The organism is Brevibacterium luteolum (genome assembly GCF_025147615.1).
Taxonomy (GTDB): Bacteria; Actinomycetota; Actinomycetes; order Actinomycetales; family Brevibacteriaceae; genus Brevibacterium; species Brevibacterium luteolum.
In genome coordinates this window covers 1-21,760 of record NZ_JALXPM010000025.1, presented here as the reverse complement: position 1 = coordinate 21,760, position 21,760 = coordinate 1, and the positions used below count along the sequence as shown (strand labels likewise).

Below are 21,760 nucleotides of genomic sequence, written 5' to 3'. Positions count from 1 at the left end.
GCGGCGGCCAGGCGGCCGTCGCAGCCGATCGATCCGGCCGCTCTGCGCTTCATCAGGGTCATGCTCCTCCGCGCCGAGGGCGCGTCTTAAGTTGTGCTCATAGTTCCGTGTCCAACGATACCGGGGACCTCCGACACGGCCAGCGTGCCACGTCGCGTCGGGCGGGTTGGGCTGCCGCAGGCGGGAGCCTGACGGTTCGACCGGGACGCTGCGATCTACCTCCATTGTCTTATAATCCTCAATTTGCCGGAATAGGAATGTCGCTGTCCCTCCATGAATTGCCCGAAGATAAACCGCTTCAGTATCGCCTTAGCGATCGATTTGCGTCGTGTTTAAGAACAGGTATGCGCCCGGCTATCCGCTTCACAATCTCCATCCCCTTCTGAACCGGGGAGAGGGAATCCGGATCAGAATAGGTTGGTCCGGACTTTATGGTAACTAACCCACGACACTCCCAACCACGCCACACTTTCCGGCCTTAAGGCCGGAGATCCACAGCGTCAAGGTCGACCCCGAATGCGTACCTTTCGTTACGCTCACCTTCGAACTGCTCATAATACGCGGCAAGTAGTTCCGAGACATCGCTGACGAGCGCACCGGCCGAGACCTTCGCAGCAGGCCCACACAGTGGCGTCCAGCCGGGCCGATCTCCGACTCTAAGATCCAGCAGATGCTCCCCGCGCCCGCTACTACCTCGGAGAAGTCCGCTACAAGGACGAGACCTACCCCGGCAGGCACGAGCCGCTCATCTCCGAGGAGCTGTTCAACCAGGTGTAGCAGCTCATGGACGAACGCGGCTACGCCCGCGAACGCCGCAAGCGCCACGACCACTACCTCAAGGGCACTATCTGGTGCGGGCAGTGCCGCCTCGAACAGCTCGTCAACCGCCGCATGATCCTCATGCGTACCACCGGCAGGCACGGCAACGCCGACTACGGCTACTTCTTATGCCGAGGCGTGCAAGACCACGTCTGCGACGCCCCATACTCCTCGATCGACCGCGTCGAAGACGCCGTCGCCGAGCACTACAAGACCATCCGCCTCAGCCCCGCGTTTGTCGCCGCCGTGCGTAACCACATCGAGACCGCCCTGAACGACCAGGTCGCCGCGCAGCAACTGCTCCGCAAGAACCTCGAAGACCAACTCGCGCAGCTCACCGTCAAAGAAGACAACCTCCTCGACCTCGCCGCCGACAGCTCGCTCCCGCAAGAACGCATCCTCCAGCGCCTGCGCGACATCGCCCGCAACCGGCAACGCGTCACCGAGCAACTCAGCCAAGTCCACGGCGATCTCTCCAGCGGCCGAGCGTTCCTCTACGCCCACCTCGACCTGCTCGAGAACCCCCACGAGCTGTACCTCCACGCCAGCGAAGCCACCCGCCGCAGACTCAACCAGGCCATCTTCGCCCACGTCTACGGCGCCCACGACGAAGTCGTCGGTGACGACATCCGCTCTCCGCTACGGGAACTTCTCGCCGCCGAACGCGGCTGGGAAGCCCTCACAGCGGGCGCATCACCCGAGGCCGCCCGCGCCGCCACTCAAGCCGCGACAGCGCGCCACAGCGGCCCAGAAACGCCAAAAACCGCCCCGAAGGGCGGCCTGGCCGAACTAACGAACCTCTGGCTCGACCTGCTTAGCGGCGTTTACGAGGACGCCGATTTCAGTAAGCCTCTTATGGTGGAGGTAAGGGTGTGTGGTTTCACGACATCGTTCACCCCTACCGCCTAGATCCCGACTGCACATGTCTCACGAGATCGTTCCAGGCATGTCGCACGTCATCGTTCACGACTCAACCATGGCATTACACGGTGAGGAGATGCCCGCAGCCTTGACCTGCCAAGCTCAGGGGTCCTGTGGCTATCTGGTGTCGAAGTTACTGGCGGCCAGCGCGGGCGAGTCGCTGGGAACGAAGAAACGCATACCGAGGCCGAACAGTCAGAGGCCAGCGGGCGGAGAGCTTCGCGATCGTGTTCGCGCGCAGTTTTCCACAGCGAAACCCGGAACGATGACGCGAGACATCAACGCCAAAACAAAAAGAAATCTCGGAACATCGAGTGAACGATGTCCCGAGACTTCACATTGTGGAGGTAAGGGGATTCGAACCCCTGACCTTCTCCATGCCATGGAGACGCGCTACCAACTGCGCCATACCCCCGTGCGGGTTGGTGTTCTCGCGAACGCCTGTATCGATGGTACTCACCCGTGGGCGAATTGCAAAATCCTGCAGGTGTGAGCTGCGCAACGCTGAAGCCGGGTCTGCAGCAACGCCGCGCCTGGCGCTCGCGAGCTGTGCCGGTGACCGGGCGGTAGACTCACCATCGATGGACTTCATACACAGCGCCCGCGCCGATCTCTCCGTCCCCTTCCGGGGCAGCACAGTTCCGACAGCGCTGTGGCACTACCCGGCCCGCAGCGCGTTCGGCAGCGCAGAGCGCCGGCCGGTGCTGCTCATCCACGGCTTCCGCGGCGACCACCACGGTCTATCGTTCATCGCCCATCATCTGCGCACGCGCGAGGCCTATGTGCCTGATCTGCCCGGATTCGGGCTCACTCCCCCGTTGCCCGGCGGACTGACCCTGGAGGCCTACCTCGACTTCCTCGACGGGCTCGTCACCGCAGTGACCTCTGCCGCAGGCGCTCCCCCGCTGGTCATCGGACACTCCTTCGGCTCGATCTTGACCGCCCACTGGGCCGCCCGCACGATGAGCCGCGCCGATCGCGCCCAGGTGCCCCCCGCCTCGGCGGCGGCACCGCTCATCCTGCTCAACCCGATCATCACCCCCGCACTCGCGGGCACGAACCGGATCATGACGCAGGCCGCACAAGCCTACTACTGGGCCGGATCACAGCTGCCAGAACGGGCCGGCAGCGCGCTGCTGCGCAACCGGGCCATCGTCCGGCTGATGAGCGAGGTGATGGCCGCAACCCGGGATCCGGGGCTGCGCGCGTTCATCCACGACCAGCATCGCCGGCACTTCTCGACGTTTGCCGACCGCCGCTCTCTGGCTGAGGCCTTCGAGGTCTCGATCCGGCACACCGCCGCCGAGGTGGCAGACGCGTTGACGATGCCGGTCACCGTGGTCGCCGGGCGGGATGACAAGATCGCGCCGCTGGCCGCGACTACGGCGTTCGCTGATTCGCTTCCGGATGCCGGGCTCGTGGTGTTCGATCGCGTCGGGCACCTGACGCACTATGAGCGCCCGGAGCAGATCACAGGGATCATCGACGCGATCGAGGACTGACCGCTCAGTTGAGGCCGGCGTCGTCTTCAGGGTGGCGCGGCTCGGCCAGCCGGTTCGGGTGCGTCTTGCGCCATACCGGTGAGCCGCCCATGAAGGTCGCCCGCGAGAGGGTGTTCGAGGCGACCGAGGACACCAGCAGCAGCGAGACGAACGCGACGAGGGCCATCAGCAGGCGCATGAGGCTGAAGCCGTCCTGCCACAGCGTGTAGATGTAGGCGGCGGCAAGGATGAGCGGCATGCCGAGGCCGGTGGCCGGTGAGAAAACACTGATGCGGGCCAGGGCGTCCTTGGCACGGAACATCGCGATGACGGAGAAGAACATGAGCAGGCTGCCGGTGATCCCGAAGATCCCGACGAACACAGCGGCCAGGGTGTCCGGGATCATCGGTGCCCCCTTGTCTGGATGCGGGCCAGCGCCACCGTGGCGAGGATGCCGAGCAGCGAGGACAGGAAGATGACGTCGAGGATGATCGACAGGTCCACGAGCATCGCGATGCAGGTGAGGATGCCGATGGCAGAGAAGTACACGAGGTCGCCGATGATGGCTCGCGAACCCATATCGATGGCGGTGAGCGCACGCACCAGTCCGATGACGATGCTGGCGGCCAGCAGAGCGATGCAGATCCAGATGACGACGGTCATCGCACATCACCCGACTTCGTGCCCTCACGGATGTCACCGGGTGCGCGTCCGCGGGTGACCTTGAGCAGTCGGCTCTCCATGTCGCGCAGTCCTTCGAGTGCTTCGTCCTCGCTGTCGGCGAAGAGGACGTGGACGAACAGGGTCGGCGGGCGGCGCTCGTCCCCGGCGCCGACGGCGACGACGAGGGTGCCCGGAGTGATGGTGATCGACGAGGCCATGAGGGTGACCTCGACATCGGTCACGCAGCGCAGCGGCAGTTCGACGATCATCGGGTGGCCGTAGCCGCCGGACTGGAAGATGTGGGTGATGACCTCGACGCTGCCGGCGACGACTTCCTTGAGGATCCACGCGGAGTATCCGACCGCGCTGATGGGATTAAACATGTCCGAGCACCGCCTCCAGGTAGGGGGTGATGTTGAGCAGGCTCTCGGCGGCGTGCTGTGTGAACGGGATGACGAGCTGGGCGCCGAAGAACAGGAACCCCGAGACGGCGATCATGATCGCGCCGGGCATGAGCAGCCGGTTCGGGATGCGCACATCGTCGGTCAGCTCCGTGGCTGGGGCGCGTCCGGTCTGCTTGGAGTCCGGGTGGTAGGTCGTCATGTCCTTGCCCCAGAACGTGTTCGACCACATCCGCTGCAGGGCCATGAGCCCGATGATCGAGCCGATGACGATCGCGGCGATGATGATCCAGGAGCCGGGCCGGTCTGCCGATGCCGAGGCGAGGATCAGCCCGACTTTGCCCCACAGGCCCGAGGTGGGCGGCAGGCCGATGATGCTGAAGAGCCCGAGCACCATGAGGACCGTGGCGAACTTCTCCCGCCGGGCCAGGCCCGAGAGCTTCTTGAACGCGCCGGTACCGTAGGTCTGCTCAACGGCGCCGAGCACGAGCAGCAGCCCGGCCATCGTGATGATGTGGTGGATGAGGTAGTACATGCCCGCCGACAGTGCTGCGGCGGTCATGAGGGCGACACCGATGAGGATGTGGCCGACGCCGTTGGACATCGTGAACGCCAGCACGTTGCGGGCCCGGTGCTCGCCGAACGCGGAGACAACCGAGAGAAGGATCGTGACGATGACGAGTGCGACGAGCACCCACGCCCACGGGGCCGGCTGGCCGAAGACTGCGGTGTAGACACGGTAGACGGCGTAGAGGCCGACTTTCGTGTGCAGGGCGGAGAACAGCGCCATCATCCCCGCCGAGGTGTTCGGATACGAGCGGATGAGCCAGCCGTGCATGGGAGCCGCGCCGGCCTTGCCGAGGAAGGCCACGAGCAGGAAGCCGACCGCCAGCGACAGCTGCGGGCTGACATGGCCGATCGCTGCGATACCGGCGATGTTCACGGTGCCTGCAGCACCGTAGACGAAGCCGACGCCGATGACGAGGATCGTCGAGATGAGCAGGTTGACGATGACGAACATCCGCCCCACACCCAGGCGCCGCCAGGTGCCGGTCACGGCGATGAGCGCGTAGGACGGCAGCACCATGACCTCGATGAAGACGAAAAGGTTGAACAGGTCGCCGGTGAGGAAGGCACCGTAAACGCCGGAGAGCATCATGAGCACCAGCGAGGGTACGAACCGGTACTGGTCCTCACCGGTGGTGATGAGGAACAGACAGCACACGAACGCCGCCAGCGAGGTGACGGTGAGCATGAGCGCGGTGAACGTGTCGGACACGAACGGGATCGCCAGGCCGTCTTCGTATCCGCCGACCGAGTGGGCGATGACCGGCACCTGCTGGTGGTAGACGAGCAGCACGATGCCGAAGACGAAGACGAAGACCGGAACGGCGAGCAGCAGGGCGCGTTCGAAGACGCGCACGCGGATGAGGACGGTCATCGCCGAGGCGAACAGCGGCACGGCGATGATGAGGAGCAGAAGAGCGGGATTCACTGCTGGTGGGCCTCCCCTGTCTCCGGTGTGCGGTATTGGTCGTCATCGTGTCCGAGCACAGCCATCGCGAGCATGAAGATCGTCACCGCAAGGGTGATGACGATGGCGGTGAGCACGAAGGCCTGCGGCAGCGGATCTGCTGCGACCGCGATGTCGGTGCGGTCGGCCAGCGGCTCACCGCGCCAGGCGGGCACGCCGGAGGCCAGCAGCGCGAAATTCGCGGCGTGGGAGATGAGCGTGAGACCGAAGACGGCACGCACCATGGAGCGCTGCAGCAGCAGGTACACCCCGCCTGCGGTGAGAACGCCGACTGTGACTGCCAGGATCATTCTCCACGCTCCTTCATCTGGGTGCCTGAGCCGATGTGCCTCGATGATCTCGACAACCGGGTGTGGTCGCTCTCTTCTCTGAAGTAGTCCTCAGCTGTGGGCGGCTCGCCTCGCATGTTCTCCATCGGGCCGGCGAGCTCACCGTGGACCATCTCGTCGGTGCGTTCTCGGGTGCGCTCGTGATCGACGACATCGCGGTGCATCTCACCGAGGTAGAGGACGTCGTCACCAGCCGGGGTGAAGGCTGAATCCGAGGTGCCGAGCAGGTTGAACGACACGAGGATGAGTCCGACGACCGCCAGATAGACGCCGACATCGAAGATGAGCGAGGTCGAGAAGTGCTCGCCGAGGATGTAACCGTGGATCGGCTCGAGGAACGACCCGGCGAAGATGAGTCCGGCGATGCCGGTCAGCACGGCGACGAGCATGCCGCCGCCGATGAGGAACAGCGGCGCGCGCGGCGGGCCGATCGCCCGGTCCTTCGACGTCGACATATACATCAGCCCGACGATCGCCGAGCCGACGAGCGCTGCGATGAAGCCGCCGCCGGGCTCGTTGTGCCCGCGCCAGAAGATGAGCGCCGAGGTGATCGCCAGGATCGGGCCGACGATCCGGACCATGAGCTGCATGGCCACGACGTTCGGCCAGGCCAGAGACACCGCACGGTGGGCCATGGAACCGCGCGGACGCAGCACGATCCACGGCCGGCGCGGCATCTCCGGAACCTCGGAGGCCGGCGGGTCGATGTACTTGTCGCGCACCGTCGACATCACGGCGACGATGGCGATGCCGGCCATGCCGAGCACGGTGAGTTCGCCGAGGGTGTCGAGTGCACGGAATTCGACGAGGATGACGTTGACGATGTTGTTGCCCCCAGAGATCTCCGGGGCCTCATTCAGGTACCACATCGCGATGTCGGAGCGTTCGCGCCGGCCGGCCATCGCCCATGTCATGCCGCCGACGCCGATGCCGGCGAGGATGGCGAGCACGCCGCGGCGGACCTGCATGCGCTTGGGATACTTCCAGAAGGTGCGCGGCAGCTTCTGCAACACGAGCATGATGACGATGATCGTCATCGCCTCGACGAGCAACTGGGTGAGCGTGACGTCGGGTGCGCCGATCGCCATGATCTGGATGGTCGCAAGGATGCCGACGGCCGACAGCGCGACGGTGGCGGTCATGCGGGAGCGAGAGAAGCAGACGGCGATGACGGAGAACCCGATGAGTCCCAGCAGCACGAAGTCGATCGGGCGCGACAGATTCGGCTGCGCGGCCGGCAGCTCGTGGCCGGCCAGCACAGTGGCCAAGCCGCCGATCGAGACAACCGTCATAAACCCGATGAGTGCTGCGGCGTGCGGGGCGCCGCGCTCATCGCCGATGAGACGGGTGGCCCGGGCGCCGAGCCGGCCGAGGAACCGGGTGATGACGTCGATGACATCGGCGCCGTTGAACGGCAGGGTAGCGGCGGTGAAGAATTCCCAGGCGCGCTGGCGGGTGAGGATGATGACGGTGCCGGCGACGATGATGAGGGCGGAGGCGATGAGCTCGGGGCTGATGCCGTGCCACAGGGCCAGGTGCGGGTGCGGGTCGGTGCCCGGCAGCGCTGCCGCAGCGGCCGGGACGACAAGGTTCTCCAGTGTCGGCAGCATGAACGCCAGCGGCACGGACGCAAGGATCGGCAGGGCCGCGAAGGTGAGCATGACCTTGTCCTCGTGGCCGAGCTTCTCTGCCGGCACCTCGGGCCCGTCGACGAAGCTGCCGAAGACGATCTTGGCGCAGTAGGCGAACGTCAGCACCGACGCCGCAGCACCGGCGATGAGGGCAAGCCAGCCGAGCGCGGCCGCGCCCGGAGTCTCACGCAGCGCCATGAACACCGTCTCCTTCGACGCGAAGCCCAACAGCGGCGGGATGCCGGCCATCGAGGCGGTGCCGAGGACGGTGACGGCGAACGAGATCGGGGCGATACGGAACAGCTGTGGAATACGGCCGAACATGCGGGTGTGGCCCATGTGGTCGATGACGCCGACCATCATGAACAGCCCGGACTTGAACAGCGCGTGGGCGATGACGTGGAAGACGGCCGCCGCGAGGGCCAGTTCGCTGCCGACGCCGATTGCAGCGACGATGAGGCCCAGCTGGCTGACCGTCGAGTAGGCCATGAGCTTCTTCAGGTCCGCCTGGTTGAGGGCGAACCAGCCGCCGAGTGCCGTGGTGATGAGGCCGGTAGTGATGAGCAGGCCGTTCCACGCCGGGGTGGTGTGGAAGGCCGGGGTGAAGCGGATGAGCAGGAAGATGCCGGCTTTGACGACGGCGGCAGCGTGCAGGTAGGCGCTGACCGGGGTGGCGGCGGCCATCGCATCAGGCAGCCAGGTGTGGAACGGAAACTGCGCGGATTTCGTCATCGCCGCGATCGCCACGAGCAGCGCCACTGCCGTGGTGGCAGCCGGATTGGCTGCCCAGAACGGATCGGTCAGGGCGGCGACGATGTTCGTGGTGCCGGTGAAAGCGATGATGAACCCGACGGCGACAAGCAGCAGCACACCGCCGATGAAGGTGATGAGGAGTGTGCGGAACGACGGCGCCTCCCCGGAAGAGCCCGACCGGGCGATGAGCATGAAGGACGCCAGGGACGTCAGCTCCCAGGCGATGAACAGGACGACGAGGTCGTTGGTCAGCACAAGAGCGACCATCGAGAAGGTGAAGGCGACCATCAGCCAGTAGAAGCTGAGGTTGCGGCCCTTATCGAGATAGTGTGTCGAGTAGAAGAGCACGGCCGCGCCGATAAGCAGCGCGATGTGGGTGAAGACCACGCCGATGCCGTCGATGCGGAAGGCGAGCTCGACGTTGAAGGCCGGCATCCACGGCAGCGCCCATTCCGGTGTGTCACCGGCGAGCACTGCCTGGGTGGCCGGGATGAAGGCGATGGCGGCAGCGACGTAGGCGGCGCCGATGAGCCAGCCGGAGGCCCGGCCGAAGAGAGCGGTGACGACCGGGGTCAGAGCGACAAGACCGGCCAGCAGGGCCAGGGTCACAAGTCCTGTCATGGATGTTCCACCCGTCCACCCGTGATGGCGCTCTCAGGTTGAAGAGCTCGGAATGCGGCTGCTGGCACGGGTGCGGGAGTCGCTTCGAACATACGCAACATAATATCGACACTGAACGAAGCTCGCCAAAACGCTGAGAACCTGATATCACCCTGAAGCCGACCGCAGATCACCGCAGGACGTAGCCTAGGCTGGTGGCGATGCGACTCTTCTTCGATGCCCGGTTCACCCGCATGACCCATCATGACGGGATCTCCCGGTACGGCGCCTCCCTGCTCACCTCCCTGCTCGAGCTCACCTCAGGCACCGACGTCGAGGTCACCGCGATCATTCACGACGACCGGCAGCTGGCTATGCTGCCCGAGGTCGAGTCGGTGAAGCTGAATTCTCCGCTGTCGCCTGCGGAACTGTGGATCGGCACGAAGGTCAACCGGCTCGGCGCCGATGTCGTCTTCTCCCCCATGCAGGTGATGGGCTCCTGGCCGCGTGACTACAAGCTCATCCTCACGATCCACGATCTCATCTACTACTCGCACCCGCTGCCGCCGCGTGACCTGCCGGCCCCGGTGCGGGGGCTGTGGCGGCTGTATCACAAGGCGCATTGGCCGCAGCGGCTGTTGCTCGACCGTGCTGACGCGGTTGCTGCGGTCTCGGAGACGACCGCCCGGCTGCTGGCCGAGCATGACTTCACCAGCCGCCCGATCACCGTCATCCGCAATGCCGCCACCCCGCCGGCCGAGCTGCCGCAGCGCAGCAGTGGCCATGATGCGCGCACGCTCGTCTACATGGGTTCGTTCCTGCCGTATAAGAACGTCGACACGCTCGTCCAGGCGCTGCACTGGCTGCCGGGCTGGACGCTGCACCTGGCCAGTGGCATCACTGCGCAGATCGAGGCGCGGCTGCGCAGCCTCACGCCGGACTGTGCCCGGGTGGTCTTCCACCGCGGGATCAGCGATGCGGACTATCAGCAGCTGCTCGATCGGGCGACCGCGCTCGTCATGCCGTCGTTGGATGAGGGCTTCGGTCTGCCGGTCGTCGAGGCGATGAGCCGCGCAGTGCCGGTCGCGCTGTCGGACATCCCGGTTTTCCACGAACTCGCCGATGGTGTTGCGGAGTTCTTCGACCCGCGGGACCCCGAGGCGATGGCTGCTGCCGTGCTCCGGTTTGCCGATGCCGAACGCTGGCGAACCGCCGCCGAGGCAGGCCGCAGGCAGGCACAGACGTTCAGCTGGGAGCGCTCAGCCCAGCAGCTGCTCGATCTCGCTCACCAGCTGGTGGGCGACGAGCACCAGCCGAGGACTAGCGCCCGCCCACTGCGCTGACCGCGCGCCTCACGCGGGGGTGTCGGTGGCGCTCATCCCCCAGCTGCGCAGCACCCACGCGTCCCGGCGCGGGGTGAGCACACCGTAGGCGCAGTTGCCGAGAACGCCGAGGCTGCCGCTGCCGGCGCTCATGCCGAGGAGTTCCTCGGCAGCCCCGCGCAGCACCGCACCGTGGGCGACGATGGCGATTGCTCCGTCAACCTCGCCGATCTCTGCGACGAGGGCGCGGATCGCCTGCACGACCCGGTTGGCTGATTCGCTGCGGCTCTCGCCGCCGGGTGGGCGCATGTCTTGGCCGCCGAGCCAGGCGGCGAGCTGCTCGGGCCAGATCTCGCTGATCTCCTGGCGGGTCTTGGCCTGCCAGTCGCCGACGTTGAGTTCGCGCAGCAGCGGGTTCTCCTCGACCTCGACGCCGAGGGCACCGGCGATCGCATCAGCGGTCTCGCGGGCGCGGGAGAGGTCAGAGGAGACGATAGTGCGGATGCCGTGACCAGCCAGCTCGGCGGCCACCGCTGCTGCCTGCTCACGGCCGCGGGCGTTCAGCGGGATGTCGGCGTGGCCCTGGAAGCGGCCCTCCCGGTTGTAGTCGGTCTCGCCGTGCCGGACGAAGTACAGCGCCTGGACCATCAGTCCTGCACACCTGCCGCCGGTTCACCGGCTGCGCTGTCGCTGCCTGCGTCGATGTCGAGTTCGATGACCGGGCAGTCCTTCCACAGGCTTTCGAGAGCGTAGAACTGCCGGTCCTCGGCGTTGAAGACGTGGACGACGACATCGCCGAAGTCGATGAGCGACCAGCCTGAGGAGCCCTTGCCTTCACGCCGGGCCGGTTTGACGTCGTGGGTTGTGCGCAGCGCCTGTTCGACGGCGTCGATGACGGCGCCGGCCTGCCGCTCATTGGACACGGAGGCGATGAGGAAGATGTCGGTGAGGTAGAGCTGCTCGCTGACGTCGAGGGCGACGATGTCGGTGCCGAGCTTGTCGGCGGCGGCCTGTCCGGCAGTCCGGGCCAGTGCGATCGCGTGGTCGGTAGCCGTCACGCAGTTCCTTTCGTTACGAGGAGACCTCAGAAGATGAGGATGAGGGCGAAGATGATGAGGGTGAGCGCCGCGACTCCTGCGATTCCGAGCACGATGAACGGCAGCTTCGACGGCTCGCCGTCGTAGAGGATGTCGCCGTCTTCGTGGGTGATCTGGCGCGCACTCATCGGCGGGGCTGGCGGGCTGGCGAGCTCATCGCCCTCCCCGGCGTCTGGGGCGTCCCACGATTCGACGGCGTCACCTTCGACCTCCTTGTCGAGGTCTTCCTGTGGAATCGCGTCGATCGGGGTGGTCATCGGGCCGGAGGCGCGCACCCGCAGTGCGTGGTCGTCGGCCTCGGCGCTGGGGTCGGTCTGGGTGCCGGCGGCCGTACCCGAGGCGGTGGGCGTCTGGGCGTCGTCGGCGCGCCGGGCCTCGTCGATCGCCGCCTGGGTGCGGGCGAGCTGGGCGGCGCCGGTGACGACGCGGATGCCCTCTGTCTGCGGGGGCTTGACGACGGGGGCGCGGCGCTGGCGTCGCGCTGTGAGGTCCACACCGCCTGCCGTCGGCGGGGTCGTGCCGGTTACCGGGCGGCCATGCTCGGGCACCGGGATTGCTGCCGCAGCCTGTTCGGGTGCTGCGGTCTGCTGAGCTGACGGCGAGGGCGTCGGCTGGGCTGACGGCAGCGGTGAGCCGGCTGGCTGGGTGGCAGGCGGCGGGGAGGCAACGACAGCATCGGGCCTGGCTCCTGGTGACATCCGCTGGGTGCCGATCTGCTCGACTGGCATCCCGCTGGATCCCTGAGCCGGGGCCGCAGGGGTGCCCGGATGGCTGGTGGCATAGGCGCCGGGGCTCATGGTGTGCGGACGCTCGTCTGCGACGTCGTCGCTGAGGTCGCCGGCGAGGTTGCTCGCCGTGGCCTGCCGGGCCGGGGCCGAGGGGTACGGACGCTGGTTTGTGGCTGCGCTGCTCTCCTCGACCGGCGGGGCCGGTGGGCGCGGGGTCATCGCCGCAGCCTGCTCGGTGTCATCGCTCGCTGCTGCCGGGGTGTCCTGGGCGGTCGGTCCGGTGCCGGCGGCGCTCTCACCGGTAACGGTGGCGTCGGCGGCGTCGGCGGGAGCGGGCACGAGCCCGTGTTCGCGCAGATAGCGGCGCCGTTCGGCGCGCGTGGCGAACGTCGGCAGGTCCGTCGCAGACGGCGGCGGCGCATGCTCGGGCTTCGGCGGTGAAGGCACCGGCTGGGAGGGTGAGGGCGTCGACTGGGCTTCCTGCACCTGCGGCTGACCGTTCTGCTGATGCTGATCAGTCCGGCGCACCGGTGCTGAGGCGTCGTCGTAGCGACGGCGGTTGGCTGCGGTCTGCGGGGGTGCCTCTTCGACCGGCCGGTCGGCTGCCAGCGGGCCGCGCTCGTGGCGCACTGGCGGCACCTCGGCGCCGTCGAAAGCCGGGACCGCCTGCTGCTGGGCTGCTGGCTGGTCGGCAGGTGCCTGGGTCTGCTGTACCTGAGTCGTGCTTGCCGGTGTCGTGTCTGCCGGCGGCTGCCCGGGCTGTCCGCTGCTCTGCCGGGCTTCGAAAGCCTGCTCGGCGGCACGCCGCTCTGCTTCACGGCGCGCCTTGCGGGACATGAACTCGTCAGCCATCCTCACTCCTGTACAGCTCGTGCTTTGCGATGTACTGCACGACACCATCGGGCACCAGGTACCAGACCGGCAGGCCCTTTTCCACACGTGCCCGGCAGTCGGTCGAGGAGATCGCCAGGGCCGGGATCTGCAGTTGGCTCAGCTCATCGGTCGGGATGCCGTCGCCGTTGAGGTCGTGTCCTGGCCGGGTGACGCCGACGAAGTGCGCCAGCGAGAACAGCTCCTCGACGTCTTTCCACGTCAGGATCTGCTCGACCGCGTCGGCGCCGGTGATGAAGTACAGCTCGGTTTCTTCACCATACACCTCGGCCAGATCGCGCAGCGTGTCGATGGTGTACGTCTCCCCGGGCCGATCGATGTCGACCCGGGAGACGGTGAACCGCGGATTCGAGGCGGTCGCGATGACCGTCATAAGGTAGCGGTGCTCAGCAGCGGTGACGTGCTGCTTCTGATACGGAATGCCGGTGGGCACGAACACGACCTCATCGAGGTCGAACGTGGCCGCCACCTCGCTGGCGGCGACCAGGTGACCGTTGTGAATGGGATCGAAGGTGCCACCCATGACACCGACTCTGCGCGGACCTGATGACATGTCAGTGACGGTGCGAGATGCCCTTCCACGACATCGTGACGAACATGAGGAACATCAGGATGCCAAATGCGATGAGGCCGAAGTAGATCGGGTCCATCGGCAGGTCGATGACGACATGATGCTCAGGTGCTGCCTGGGCGAGCAGGATGGCGGTCTTCACTCAGTTTCTCCTTGTGTCAGATGGTGCCGGCTGCCGCGCGGGCGCGACAGTCGTCACCAGTTTCTCATGAAATGCAGGTCAGCGCGCACCCGGGCGCGGCGTGGCCGGCCATCGATTCAGATGCGCAGCTGTCCGCTGCCGCGCATGATCCACTTGCTCGTCGTCAGGTGGGTCAGGCCCATCGGCCCGCGCGCGTGCAGTTTCTGCGTCGAGATGCCGACCTCCGCTCCGAGGCCGAACTGCCCGCCGTCGGTGAACCGGGTTGAGACGTTGACGCCGACAGCGGCGGCATCGACGGCACCGACGAAGGCGTCGGCGTTGGAGATGTCGTTGGTGACGATGACCTCGGTGTGGCCGGAGGTGTAGGCGCGGATGTGCTCGATGGCCTCGTCCAGGCTGGAGACGAGCTTGATCGCGATCTCCAGGCCGAGGTACTCCTTGGCCCAGTCACGGCGCGAGACCCGCCGGACCTTGACACCGTCTGGGGCGTACTCGCCGACATCGGAACCAGCGTGGATCGTCACGCCGTGGGCGTCGAGTTCGCCGAGGATCTTCGGCAGCACGCGCCGGGCCGCCTTCTCATGCACCAGCAGGGTCTCCAGGGCGTTGCACACGCTCGGCCGCTGGGTCTTGGAGTTGACGACGAGGCCGGCGGACTGCCGGGCCGTGGCCGAGGCGTCGAGGAACATATGCACATTGCCGACCCCGGTCTCGATGACCGGCACGATCGACTCGTGCACGACAGTCGAGATGAGGTCGGCGCCGCCGCGCGGGATGAGCAGGTCGACGAAGTCACGTGACTGCATGAGCACCTTCGCACCGTCGCGGCCGTACTCGTCGATGCCAGCGACGGTCGCGGCCGGCAGGCCCGTGCTTTCGACCGCTGAGCGCAACAGCTCGATGAGCAGCGTGTTCGAGGACTTCGCAGCCGATCCCCCGCGCAGCACGACGGCGTTGCCGGCCTTGATGGCAAGGGCGGCGATGTCGACGGTGACGTTCGGGCGGGCTTCGTAGATCGCACCGATGACGCCCATCGGCACCCGCTGTTCGGTCAGCTGGATGCCGTTGAGCAGGGTGCGGCCCTGGATGACGGTGCCGACCGGGTCGTCGAGCGCGATGACCTCGCGTACAGCACCAGCGATGTCGGCGATGCGCTCCTCGGTCAGCCGCAGCCGGTCGAGCAGTGCCTCAGCCGTGCCCTTCTTCTCCGCCATCTCCAGGTCCTCGGCATTGGCCTGCAGGATGTCAGCGGTGTTCTCCTCCAGCGTCTGGGCGATCGCCTCGAGCGCGGCGTTCTTCACCGCAGTCGAGGTGGTGGCCAGCTCCGTGGAGGCATCCTTGGCGCTCTTGGCGATGCGGGTGATCGCGCGCACGGTCTTGGGATGGATCTCAGAAGTCGCAGTTTCCGTCATGGTCAGTGCTTTCTTAGAAGACGGCGTCGGTGAGAACCAGGTCGTTGCGGTGGATGATCTCCTTGCGGTAGTCATCCCCGAAGCGCCGACCCAGTTCATCAGTGGACAGCCCGAACAGGTCTGGGAGTTCGTGAGCGGCGAAGTTCACCAGCCCACGCGCCACCAGCCTACCCTCAGAGTCGCGAACATCAACTGGATCTCCGGCTTCGAACTCCCCGTCGACGCCGCTGACCCCGGCAGCCAGCAGAGACGTGCCGCGCCGGGAGATCGCGCGCACGGCACCGTCGTCGATGCGGATGGAACCCAGTGTCTGGGCCAAATGCGCCAGCCACAGCAGGCGGGTCTGGCGGCGCCGGTGAGTGACGGCGAAGTAAGTGCCGATGTCCTCTCCGGCCAGTGCCCGGTAGACGTTGTCGGCTGCTGTCAGCACGGTCGGGATGCCGGAGTCGGCGGCCATGGTCGCCGCCTGCACCTTCGTCAGCATCCCGCCGGTGCCAGTGCCGGCCGCCCCGGTGCCGCCGATGCCGTAGGCGGCCAGTGCGTCCTGGTCCGGGACGAAGTCGACGCGGCGGGAGTCCGGGTCGCCCGGGGGTGCGGTGTACAGGGCGTCGACGTCGGAGAGCAGCACGAGTGCATCGGCGTGGGTCAGGTGGGCGACGAGGGCAGCGAGACGGTCGTTGTCGCCGAAGCGGATCTCGTGGGTGGCCACAGCATCGTTCTCGTTGACGATCGGCATGACGCCCAGGGCAAGGAGGCGTTCGATGGCGCGCTGGGCGTTGCGGTACTGGGTGCGGCGGATAAGGTCGTCGGCGGTCAGCAGCACCTGGCCGGGTACGACGGCGTGTTCGCGCAGCACGGTGGTGTAGGCCGCCATGAGCAGGCCCTGGCCGACGCCCGCGGCGGCCTGCTGGGTGGCGAGGTCCTTCGGCCGTTTGGGCAGTCCGGCCGGTTCGAGGCCGGCGGCGATCGCGCCGGAGGAGACCAGGATGACCTCGTGGCCGGCAGCCCGGTGCTGAGCCAGTGCGGTCGTCAGGGCGCGCAGATGGTCGCGGTTGAGGCCGCCTGCCACCGAGGTCAGCGACGAGGAGCCGATCTTGACGACGACGCGCTTGGCGCGGCGCACCGCCTCGCGGGTGGCCTCCAGGGTCACATCGCTCACCCCTGTTCTCCTTCCTCCCGCAGGGCCTTCTCGGCCAGCCGCTCGGCTTCGAACTCGGCGCGCGTGGCGGCCTTGGCGTCCATCCGCTCGTGGAAGGCGGCCTTGCGCTCCCGGCGGGTGGCGCGGCCGCTCTCTTCGAGCCGGGCGTCGCCGCCGCGTGGGGCGGCCAGCAGTTCGGCTCCGCCGACCATGGTCGGATCCCAGTCGAAGACCACCCCGTCATCGGGTCCGATGACGATGGTCTCACCGGGCTTGGCTCCGGCCCGGAACAGCTCTTCTTCGACACCGAGGCGCTCGAGCCGGTCGGCAAGGTAGCCGACGGCTTCGTCGTTGCCGAAGTCGGTCTGGCGCACCCAGCGTTCGGGCTTGGCGCCGAGGATCCGGAAGACCGGACCGTCAGCGGAGTGCTCTTCGACGATCTGGAATCCGGTGTCGTCGACGGCGACCGGGCGGATGACGGTGCGCACCGGTTCCTTCGCTTCGGCAGCGCGGCGTTCGCGCTCGGCGGCGACGATGTCGGCCAGCGCGTACGACAGTTCCTTCAGTCCCTTGTGGGTGGCAGCCGAGACGTCGAAGACCCGGTAGCCGGCGGCCTCGACGTCCTCGCGGACGATGTCGGCCAGATCCTGTGCGTCGGGCACATCGACCTTGTTGAAGGCCACGAGGGTGGGCCGTTCGGTCAGCAGCAGCAGGTCGCCTGCGGTGTTGTCGTCTCCGGGGGCGACGTCGACCTCGTAGGCGGCGAGTTCGGCTTCGATGGTCTTGAGGTCGCTGACCGGGTCGCGGTCGGTCTCCCAGGTGGCCATGTCGATGACGTGGACGAGGACTGCGCAGCGTTCGACGTGGCGGAGGAACTCGTGGCCGAGACCGCGGCCCTGTGCGGCTCCGGGGATGAGCCCGGGCACATCGGCGATCGTGTAGCGGGTGTCGCCGGCCTGCACGACGCCGAGGTTGGGCACGAGCGTGGTGAAGGGGTAGTCGGCGATCTTCGGCTTGGCTGCCGAGAGGGCGGCGATGAGGCTGGACTTGCCGGCTGACGGGTAGCCGATGAGGGCGACGTCGGCGACGGTCTTGACTTCGAGGATGAGGTCGCGGGTCTCACCGGGTTCGCCGAGCAGGGCGAAGCCGGGTGCCTTGCGCTTCTTCGAGGCAAGGGCTGCGTTGCCGAGCCCGCCGCGGCCGCCGGCGGCGGCGATGAACCGGGTGCCCGGCTCGACAAGGTCGGCCAGCAGGGTGCCGTCAGCGGCTTTCACGACCGTGCCGGAGGGCACGGCCAGAATGAGGTCCTCACCGTCGGCGCCATGCCGCAGGTCGCCCTTGCCGATCCCGCCGTTGGGAGCGCTGCGATGCGGTGAGCGCTGGTACGGCAGGAGCGTGGTGGTCTGGTCGTCGACTTCGAGGATAACGTCGCCGCCGTTACCGCCGTTGGCGCCGTCGGGGCCGCCGAGGGGCTTGAACTTCTCACGCCGCACCGACGTGCAGCCGTTGCCGCCGTCGCCTGCGGAGACGTGCAGAGTCACACGGTCAATGAATTCGATGGCCATAGCGTCCTGTCATCCTGTGGTTGACGACCAGGTGTGCTGCCTGGTCTGGGTGCTGGCACAGCTGTCCAGCGGCTGCCCGCTCAAGCCTAGCGGGCGCAACGCCTCGGTGGGTGATGCGCCCGGGGAGCGAACGGTGCGGAAGATGCGCAAAGGGGTGAGTCCGTGCGGACTCACCCCTCCGTGCGCTCACCGTCGTGGTGAGCCGGCAGCCGGACTGCCGGAATGTCTGTTATCAGCCGGCGACGATGTTGACGACCTTGCGGCCGCCCTTCGCGCCGAACTCAACGGTGCCTGCCGAGAGGGCGAACAGCGTGTCGTCGCCGCCCTTGCCGACATTGGCGCCCGGGTGGAAACGGGTGCCGCGCTGACGGACGAGGATCTCGCCGGCGTTGACGGTCTGGCCGCCGAAGCGCTTGACACCCAGTCGCTGGGCGTTTGAGTCGCGACCGTTCTTGGTCGAGCTCGCTCCCTTTTTCGTTGCCATAGTGTGTCTCCTAGAAAGAGCTGGGTGTGCTTACTTGATACCGGTGATCTTCAGGCGGGTGAGATCCTGGCGGTGACCGATCCGCTTCTTGTATCCAGTCTTGTTCTTGTACTTCTGGATGACGATCTTCGGTCCGCGGGTCTCGTCGACGACCTCGGCGGTCACGGTGATCTCGGCAAGCGAGTCAGAGTCGTGGGTGACGGTGTCGCCGTCGACGTGCAGAACTGCTTCGAGTTCGACGTTGTCGCCAGCTGCGGCCTTCATACGGTTGACGGTGATGATATCGCCGACGCTGACCTTCTCCTGATGGCCGCCGGCACGGACGATGGCATAGACCATGTGCGAACCCCTTCTTAGCATTCTGCGCGCCCAGCCGGATGCTGCGGCGACTTCCCGAAACGGCAATACTTCCTTGGTCCGTCTCCTTCTGCAGGCTGCGCGGCAACCGGCAGGAGGATCCGACCCATTGAGAGGAAGGATCGACCGTGGTGCTTTCTGCACCGACGCAACAGTCTAGCGCGCCTGGCCACCGGATTCAAAGCAGCCGGGCGGCCCTGTCACCGGCGCCTCTCCCCTGGCAGCCGGCGCCGCACCGGCTCAGGCTGAGCTGTCGCGGTTCTCCTCGGCGATCCGCTCATGGTGGCGGATGACCTCGGCGACGATGAATGTGAGGAACTTCTCAGCGAATTCGGGATCGAGGTGGCTCTCCTCGGCCAGGGAGCGCAGCCGTTCGACCTGCCGGGCCTCACGTGCCGGGTCGGCGGGCGGCAAGTCGCTGCTGGCTTTGAGCCGGCCGACGGCTTCGGTGAGCTTGAACCGTTCGGCGAGGATGTGGATGAGCGCGGCGTCGACGTTGTCGATGCTGTTGCGCAGTCGCGTGAGCTCCGCAGGCGCCTCGGCGTGGGCGTCTGCCGGCACACCGGTCGCGCTGCCGGCTGACTGCGCATTCGCGGATTCGCTGGTCATCTGTCCTCCTCACGGGTGCGGGCGCTGGCAGCTGTCGAGCCGGTGGTCTGCCGTTCGCTGCCCGATGCGCCCTCTCCGGCATCGGCCTGGAGTTCGTCGGCGGCCGTCGAACCGGTGTCTGCGGCGAAGCCGGCGGCCGGCTCGGTGGCCTCCAGCCTAAGGCCGCCGGAGACCTGTTCGCTCAGCGTGTTCGCGATCTGGGCGAAGCCGGGATGCTGGTCGAGTTCCTCGATGAGGACCGCTTGGGCGTTCGCGTCCTGGAGCACCACCGACCAGTTCGGGTGGGACTCCCCCGCGCCCGGAATGTGCGGCGGGGCCTCCTGGCCGACGATATCCATGAGGGAGGCTCCGAGGTAGGCGGCGTTGAGCTGTCCGAGGTAGGTGTGCAGCCCGGCGACGACCGGCCAGGGTTCGTCGATCGTGCCGACCATCGTCTCGGTCGGGGCCAGCGCACCGAGTTCGGCGGCTTCCTTGAGCACCTCCTGGCGGGCAGTGCGGGCGTCGCTGGTGAGCTGGTGGACGTCGCCGTCGAGGGCCTTGTGCTTCTGCGCGGCCTCGATGTCGCCGAGGTTGATGTAGCTGGCCAGCGGTGTGTGGGTCGGCGGGGTGAGCACGGCGATCGTCTCAACCGGCGCGGTCCCGTCAGCGAAGCTGTGGCGCAGCTCGGGGTCCTCCCACACCGAGGTGGTTGAAAGGATGTCAAGGCCGAGGCGTTCGGATTCGAGGGCGAGCACCGCATCGATCGCCTCGCTCCCGAGGTCCACTTCGGCCCAGGCATCTTCCTCGGCGTCGGTGACGGCCCACCGCTGCCGGCCGAGGCTGGAGAAGCGCTCGATGCTGATCGCCCCGGCTCCGGCCGCGGCGGTGCGCAGCATGTCGCGCACCGCGGTGTAGCCGTCTGCGGCGAGCAGATGCGGATTCCACGGGCGCAGGGCGGCATCGCCGCTGGAGGCCGAGCCGTCGCGGCGTTCGATGCCGTCGAGGTACAGGCTCTGACCGCCGGAGTCGGCGTCCTCGCCGGGCAGGCCCGCCCACCAGTCTCCGCCCTCGGCGCTGATGCCCGGGGCGATGTCGGTGATGAGCCCGACCCGCATGCCGACCTGTGCGGCCACAGCCTTGACCTGGCGCAGCTGTTCGACGGCCAGGAACTGGGTCCACAGCCAGAACTCGACATCGGTGCGGTGCTCTTCGGAGAACTCCGCGGCTGTCCTGCTGTGCGGGTGCGGCATCTTCTCCCGCCACGCATCCGGGTTCCGCCCGGTGGCGTAGTGGGCGGCTGCCGCGCTCATGAGCGCCCAGCGTTGGAGCGACTCCGGGGCCTGCCGGCAGAAGTCGGCGAACAGCCGGCGCCGCGTCGGCGTCGGGGGCATGCTGTAGAGGATGCGCAGGGCGGCGAGCTTGTCGCCGAGCACCTTGGCGCGCGGGATCGGCTCGGCGGCGGCATTCGGCCGGCCCCAGCCGCGGCCGAGTGACTGGATCGCCTCGCGCTGGGCGGCGGGAACGTGGCCGATCTCCGGGACGTCTTCGATGCGCAGGTAGATCGGGTCGATCGCCACCCGGCTGGAGGGCACGTAGGGAGATGGGGTGCCCAGTGGGCTGGCCTTCGAGCTCTTGACGTTGGTCTCGCGGATCGGCAGTGCGTGGATGGGACCCAGTCGGATGAAGTCGGCACCGCGGTCGGCGGCGGCGATGACGAGGTCGCTGAGGTCGCCGAAGTCCCCGACTCCCCAGGAGCGGTGGGACCGGATCGCGTAGAGGTCAGCGCACAGGCCCCACATCCGCTCGCGGGCATCCCCGGCCTGCCCTGCACGGCTGCCGGGACCGGGTGTGGCGGCGGGGGCGACGATGAGCGGGCAGCGGTGCTCGGCGTCGCCGTCGGTGAGCACGAGGGTGTGGTAGCCGGTCGGCAGCCCTTCGGGCAGAACGGCGGTGCGGCACTGACGCAGCTGCGGTGTCCCGTCGACCATCACCGAGGTGGTCGCGGTCGCCTCGCCGATCGCCTCGACCGGCAGCACGGCACCGTCTTCGGTCTCGATGAGGAGCCGGTAGGGCGCTCCCTCGCGCACGTGGACCGGCACGCCTTCGGGTGCGCCTGCCCGCATCGTCACGCAGCGCGGCAGTCCCCGGCGCACCTCGTCATCGGCGAGCTGCTGCAGACTGGCGGCGACGTCGTCGTCGGTGGTGGCGGCCACCCCGAGAGCTTCGAGCAGGCCGGTGAGGACCGCCTCGGGAACGGGGCGCTGGGTGCCGTCGTCATCGCGGGTCACCGGGCTGATGCCGCAGCGGGCGGCGAGGTCGTGCAGCGGAGTCAT

Annotated in this window: 21 protein-coding genes and 1 tRNA gene; 3 read left to right on the top strand and 19 right to left on the bottom strand. The window is 67.4% G+C overall.

Translation table 11 applies throughout. The features are described from left to right. Positions 1-783 precede the first annotated feature (783 nt). Complete coding sequence (locus tag M3C25_RS07845; protein WP_259855673.1) at positions 784-1,728, top strand: recombinase zinc ribbon domain-containing protein; 945 nt, start codon at positions 784-786, stop codon at positions 1,726-1,728. 354 nt (positions 1,729-2,082) lie between these two features. Here the strand turns inward: M3C25_RS07845 and M3C25_RS07840 are convergent. Then, positions 2,083-2,155, bottom strand: a tRNA-Ala gene (locus M3C25_RS07840). A gap of 166 nt (positions 2,156-2,321) precedes the next feature. On the opposite strand from M3C25_RS07840, the gene M3C25_RS07835 reads away from it, so the two are divergent. Further along, on the top strand, positions 2,322-3,242 hold the full coding sequence (locus tag M3C25_RS07835) for an alpha/beta fold hydrolase (protein WP_259855672.1): 921 nt from the start codon (positions 2,322-2,324) through the stop codon (positions 3,240-3,242). A gap of 4 nt (positions 3,243-3,246) precedes the next feature. On the opposite strand, the gene M3C25_RS07830 is transcribed toward M3C25_RS07835, so the two are convergent. Genes M3C25_RS07830 through M3C25_RS07805 form a run of 6 tightly spaced genes read right to left on the bottom strand, consistent with a single transcriptional unit; the run spans position 3,247 to position 9,153 of the window. Beyond that, positions 3,247-3,627 carry a cation:proton antiporter gene (locus M3C25_RS07830; protein WP_259855671.1) on the bottom strand — a complete coding sequence of 127 codons (381 nt, stop codon included), beginning with the start codon at positions 3,625-3,627 and terminating at the stop codon, positions 3,247-3,249. Continuing rightward, a complete protein-coding gene (locus M3C25_RS07825) occupies positions 3,624-3,884 on the bottom strand; it encodes a transporter (RefSeq protein ID WP_102159825.1) in 261 nt (86 codons plus the stop codon). The genes M3C25_RS07830 and M3C25_RS07825 overlap by 4 nt, the downstream gene beginning before the upstream one ends. After that, positions 3,881-4,267: a Na+/H+ antiporter subunit E gene (locus M3C25_RS07820; protein WP_170273989.1), complete on the bottom strand. Its 387-nt coding sequence runs from the start codon at positions 4,265-4,267 to the stop codon at positions 3,881-3,883. The genes M3C25_RS07825 and M3C25_RS07820 overlap by 4 nt, the downstream gene beginning before the upstream one ends. Beyond that, complete coding sequence (locus M3C25_RS07815) at positions 4,260-5,780, bottom strand: monovalent cation/H+ antiporter subunit D family protein (RefSeq protein WP_259855669.1); 1,521 nt, start codon at positions 5,778-5,780, stop codon at positions 4,260-4,262. Before M3C25_RS07815 ends, M3C25_RS07820 begins: the two co-directional genes overlap by 8 nt. Next, complete coding sequence (locus tag M3C25_RS07810) at positions 5,777-6,109, bottom strand: sodium:proton antiporter (protein ID WP_165883080.1); 333 nt, start codon at positions 6,107-6,109, stop codon at positions 5,777-5,779. Before M3C25_RS07810 ends, M3C25_RS07815 begins: the two co-directional genes overlap by 4 nt. Continuing rightward, positions 6,106-9,153, bottom strand: a complete 3,048-nt coding sequence (locus M3C25_RS07805) for a DUF4040 family protein (RefSeq protein WP_259855668.1) — start codon at positions 9,151-9,153, stop codon at positions 6,106-6,108. The genes M3C25_RS07810 and M3C25_RS07805 overlap by 4 nt, the downstream gene beginning before the upstream one ends. A 200-nt stretch (positions 9,154-9,353) precedes the next feature. Here M3C25_RS07805 and M3C25_RS07800 point away from each other — a divergent pair, with 200 nt between their 5' ends. Further along, positions 9,354-10,475: a glycosyltransferase family 4 protein gene (locus tag M3C25_RS07800; protein ID WP_259855703.1), complete on the top strand. Its 1,122-nt coding sequence runs from the start codon at positions 9,354-9,356 to the stop codon at positions 10,473-10,475. A 9-nt stretch (positions 10,476-10,484) separates the two neighbouring features. On the opposite strand, the gene M3C25_RS07795 is transcribed toward M3C25_RS07800, so the two are convergent. The 12 genes from M3C25_RS07795 to M3C25_RS07740 form a co-directional block, all read right to left on the bottom strand. Beyond that, entirely contained in the window at positions 10,485-11,102 is a 618-nt protein-coding gene (locus M3C25_RS07795) for a histidine phosphatase family protein (RefSeq protein ID WP_259855667.1), read from the bottom strand. Then, positions 11,102-11,512: a ribosome silencing factor gene (rsfS, locus tag M3C25_RS07790; RefSeq protein WP_259855666.1), complete on the bottom strand. Its 411-nt coding sequence runs from the start codon at positions 11,510-11,512 to the stop codon at positions 11,102-11,104. The genes M3C25_RS07795 and rsfS overlap by 1 nt, the downstream gene beginning before the upstream one ends. A gap of 26 nt (positions 11,513-11,538) precedes the next feature. Further along, entirely contained in the window at positions 11,539-13,131 is a 1,593-nt protein-coding gene (locus M3C25_RS07785; RefSeq protein ID WP_259855653.1) for a hypothetical protein, read from the bottom strand. After that, positions 13,124-13,723, bottom strand: a complete 600-nt coding sequence (gene nadD, locus M3C25_RS07780; RefSeq protein WP_165883086.1) for a nicotinate-nucleotide adenylyltransferase — start codon at positions 13,721-13,723, stop codon at positions 13,124-13,126. Before nadD ends, M3C25_RS07785 begins: the two co-directional genes overlap by 8 nt. Before the next feature lies 1 nt (position 13,724). Continuing rightward, on the bottom strand, positions 13,725-13,883 hold the full coding sequence (locus M3C25_RS07775) for a hypothetical protein (protein WP_170273905.1): 159 nt from the start codon (positions 13,881-13,883) through the stop codon (positions 13,725-13,727). A gap of 116 nt (positions 13,884-13,999) precedes the next feature. Next, a complete protein-coding gene (locus tag M3C25_RS07770) occupies positions 14,000-15,295 on the bottom strand; it encodes a glutamate-5-semialdehyde dehydrogenase (RefSeq protein ID WP_259855651.1) in 1,296 nt (431 codons plus the stop codon). 13 nt (positions 15,296-15,308) lie between these two features. Beyond that, a complete protein-coding gene (gene proB, locus M3C25_RS07765) occupies positions 15,309-16,454 on the bottom strand; it encodes a glutamate 5-kinase (protein ID WP_375545105.1) in 1,146 nt (381 codons plus the stop codon). Then, positions 16,451-17,998, bottom strand: a complete 1,548-nt coding sequence (gene obgE / locus M3C25_RS07760) for a GTPase ObgE (RefSeq protein ID WP_259855649.1) — start codon at positions 17,996-17,998, stop codon at positions 16,451-16,453. Before obgE ends, proB begins: the two co-directional genes overlap by 4 nt. A 232-nt stretch (positions 17,999-18,230) precedes the next feature. After that, a complete protein-coding gene (rpmA, locus tag M3C25_RS07755; protein WP_102159802.1) occupies positions 18,231-18,482 on the bottom strand; it encodes a 50S ribosomal protein L27 in 252 nt (83 codons plus the stop codon). Between the two features lie 30 nt (positions 18,483-18,512). Further along, entirely contained in the window at positions 18,513-18,821 is a 309-nt protein-coding gene (rplU, locus tag M3C25_RS07750) for a 50S ribosomal protein L21 (protein WP_259855646.1), read from the bottom strand. 258 nt (positions 18,822-19,079) lie between these two features. After that, positions 19,080-19,448 (bottom strand): chorismate mutase, encoded by a 369-nt coding sequence (locus M3C25_RS07745; protein WP_102159798.1) that lies wholly within the window; start codon positions 19,446-19,448, stop codon positions 19,080-19,082. Beyond that, positions 19,445-21,760 (bottom strand): 4-alpha-glucanotransferase (locus M3C25_RS07740; RefSeq protein ID WP_259855644.1); only part of this gene is annotated, 2,316 nt, incomplete at its 5' end. The genes M3C25_RS07740 and M3C25_RS07745, both read right to left, overlap by 4 nt.

What these genes read in the sequence shown, in the direction of transcription:
- M3C25_RS07785 (WP_259855653.1), bottom strand. Translation starts at nt 13,131, where the DNA reads ATGGCTGACGAGTTCATGTCCCGCAAGGCGCGCCGTGAAGCAGAGCGG.
- M3C25_RS07795 (WP_259855667.1), bottom strand. Translation starts at nt 11,102, where the DNA reads ATGGTCCAGGCGCTGTACTTCGTCCGGCACGGCGAGACCGACTACAAC.
- rplU (WP_259855646.1), bottom strand. Translation starts at nt 18,821, where the DNA reads ATGGTCTATGCCATCGTCCGTGCCGGCGGCCATCAGGAGAAGGTCAGC.
- M3C25_RS07820 (WP_170273989.1), bottom strand. Translation starts at nt 4,267, where the DNA reads ATGTTTAATCCCATCAGCGCGGTCGGATACTCCGCGTGGATCCTCAAG.
- M3C25_RS07845 (WP_259855673.1), top strand. Translation starts at nt 784, where the DNA reads ATGGACGAACGCGGCTACGCCCGCGAACGCCGCAAGCGCCACGACCAC.
- M3C25_RS07800 (WP_259855703.1), top strand. Translation starts at nt 9,354, where the DNA reads ATGCGACTCTTCTTCGATGCCCGGTTCACCCGCATGACCCATCATGAC.
- M3C25_RS07810 (WP_165883080.1), bottom strand. Translation starts at nt 6,109, where the DNA reads ATGATCCTGGCAGTCACAGTCGGCGTTCTCACCGCAGGCGGGGTGTAC.
- M3C25_RS07745 (WP_102159798.1), bottom strand. Translation starts at nt 19,448, where the DNA reads ATGACCAGCGAATCCGCGAATGCGCAGTCAGCCGGCAGCGCGACCGGT.
- rpmA (WP_102159802.1), bottom strand. Translation starts at nt 18,482, where the DNA reads ATGGCAACGAAAAAGGGAGCGAGCTCGACCAAGAACGGTCGCGACTCA.
- M3C25_RS07830 (WP_259855671.1), bottom strand. Translation starts at nt 3,627, where the DNA reads ATGATCCCGGACACCCTGGCCGCTGTGTTCGTCGGGATCTTCGGGATC.
- M3C25_RS07825 (WP_102159825.1), bottom strand. Translation starts at nt 3,884, where the DNA reads ATGACCGTCGTCATCTGGATCTGCATCGCTCTGCTGGCCGCCAGCATC.
- M3C25_RS07805 (WP_259855668.1), bottom strand. Translation starts at nt 9,153, where the DNA reads ATGACAGGACTTGTGACCCTGGCCCTGCTGGCCGGTCTTGTCGCTCTG.
- M3C25_RS07770 (WP_259855651.1), bottom strand. Translation starts at nt 15,295, where the DNA reads ATGACGGAAACTGCGACTTCTGAGATCCATCCCAAGACCGTGCGCGCG.
- nadD (WP_165883086.1), bottom strand. Translation starts at nt 13,723, where the DNA reads ATGTCATCAGGTCCGCGCAGAGTCGGTGTCATGGGTGGCACCTTCGAT.
- obgE (WP_259855649.1), bottom strand. Translation starts at nt 17,998, where the DNA reads ATGGCCATCGAATTCATTGACCGTGTGACTCTGCACGTCTCCGCAGGC.
- M3C25_RS07835 (WP_259855672.1), top strand. Translation starts at nt 2,322, where the DNA reads ATGGACTTCATACACAGCGCCCGCGCCGATCTCTCCGTCCCCTTCCGG.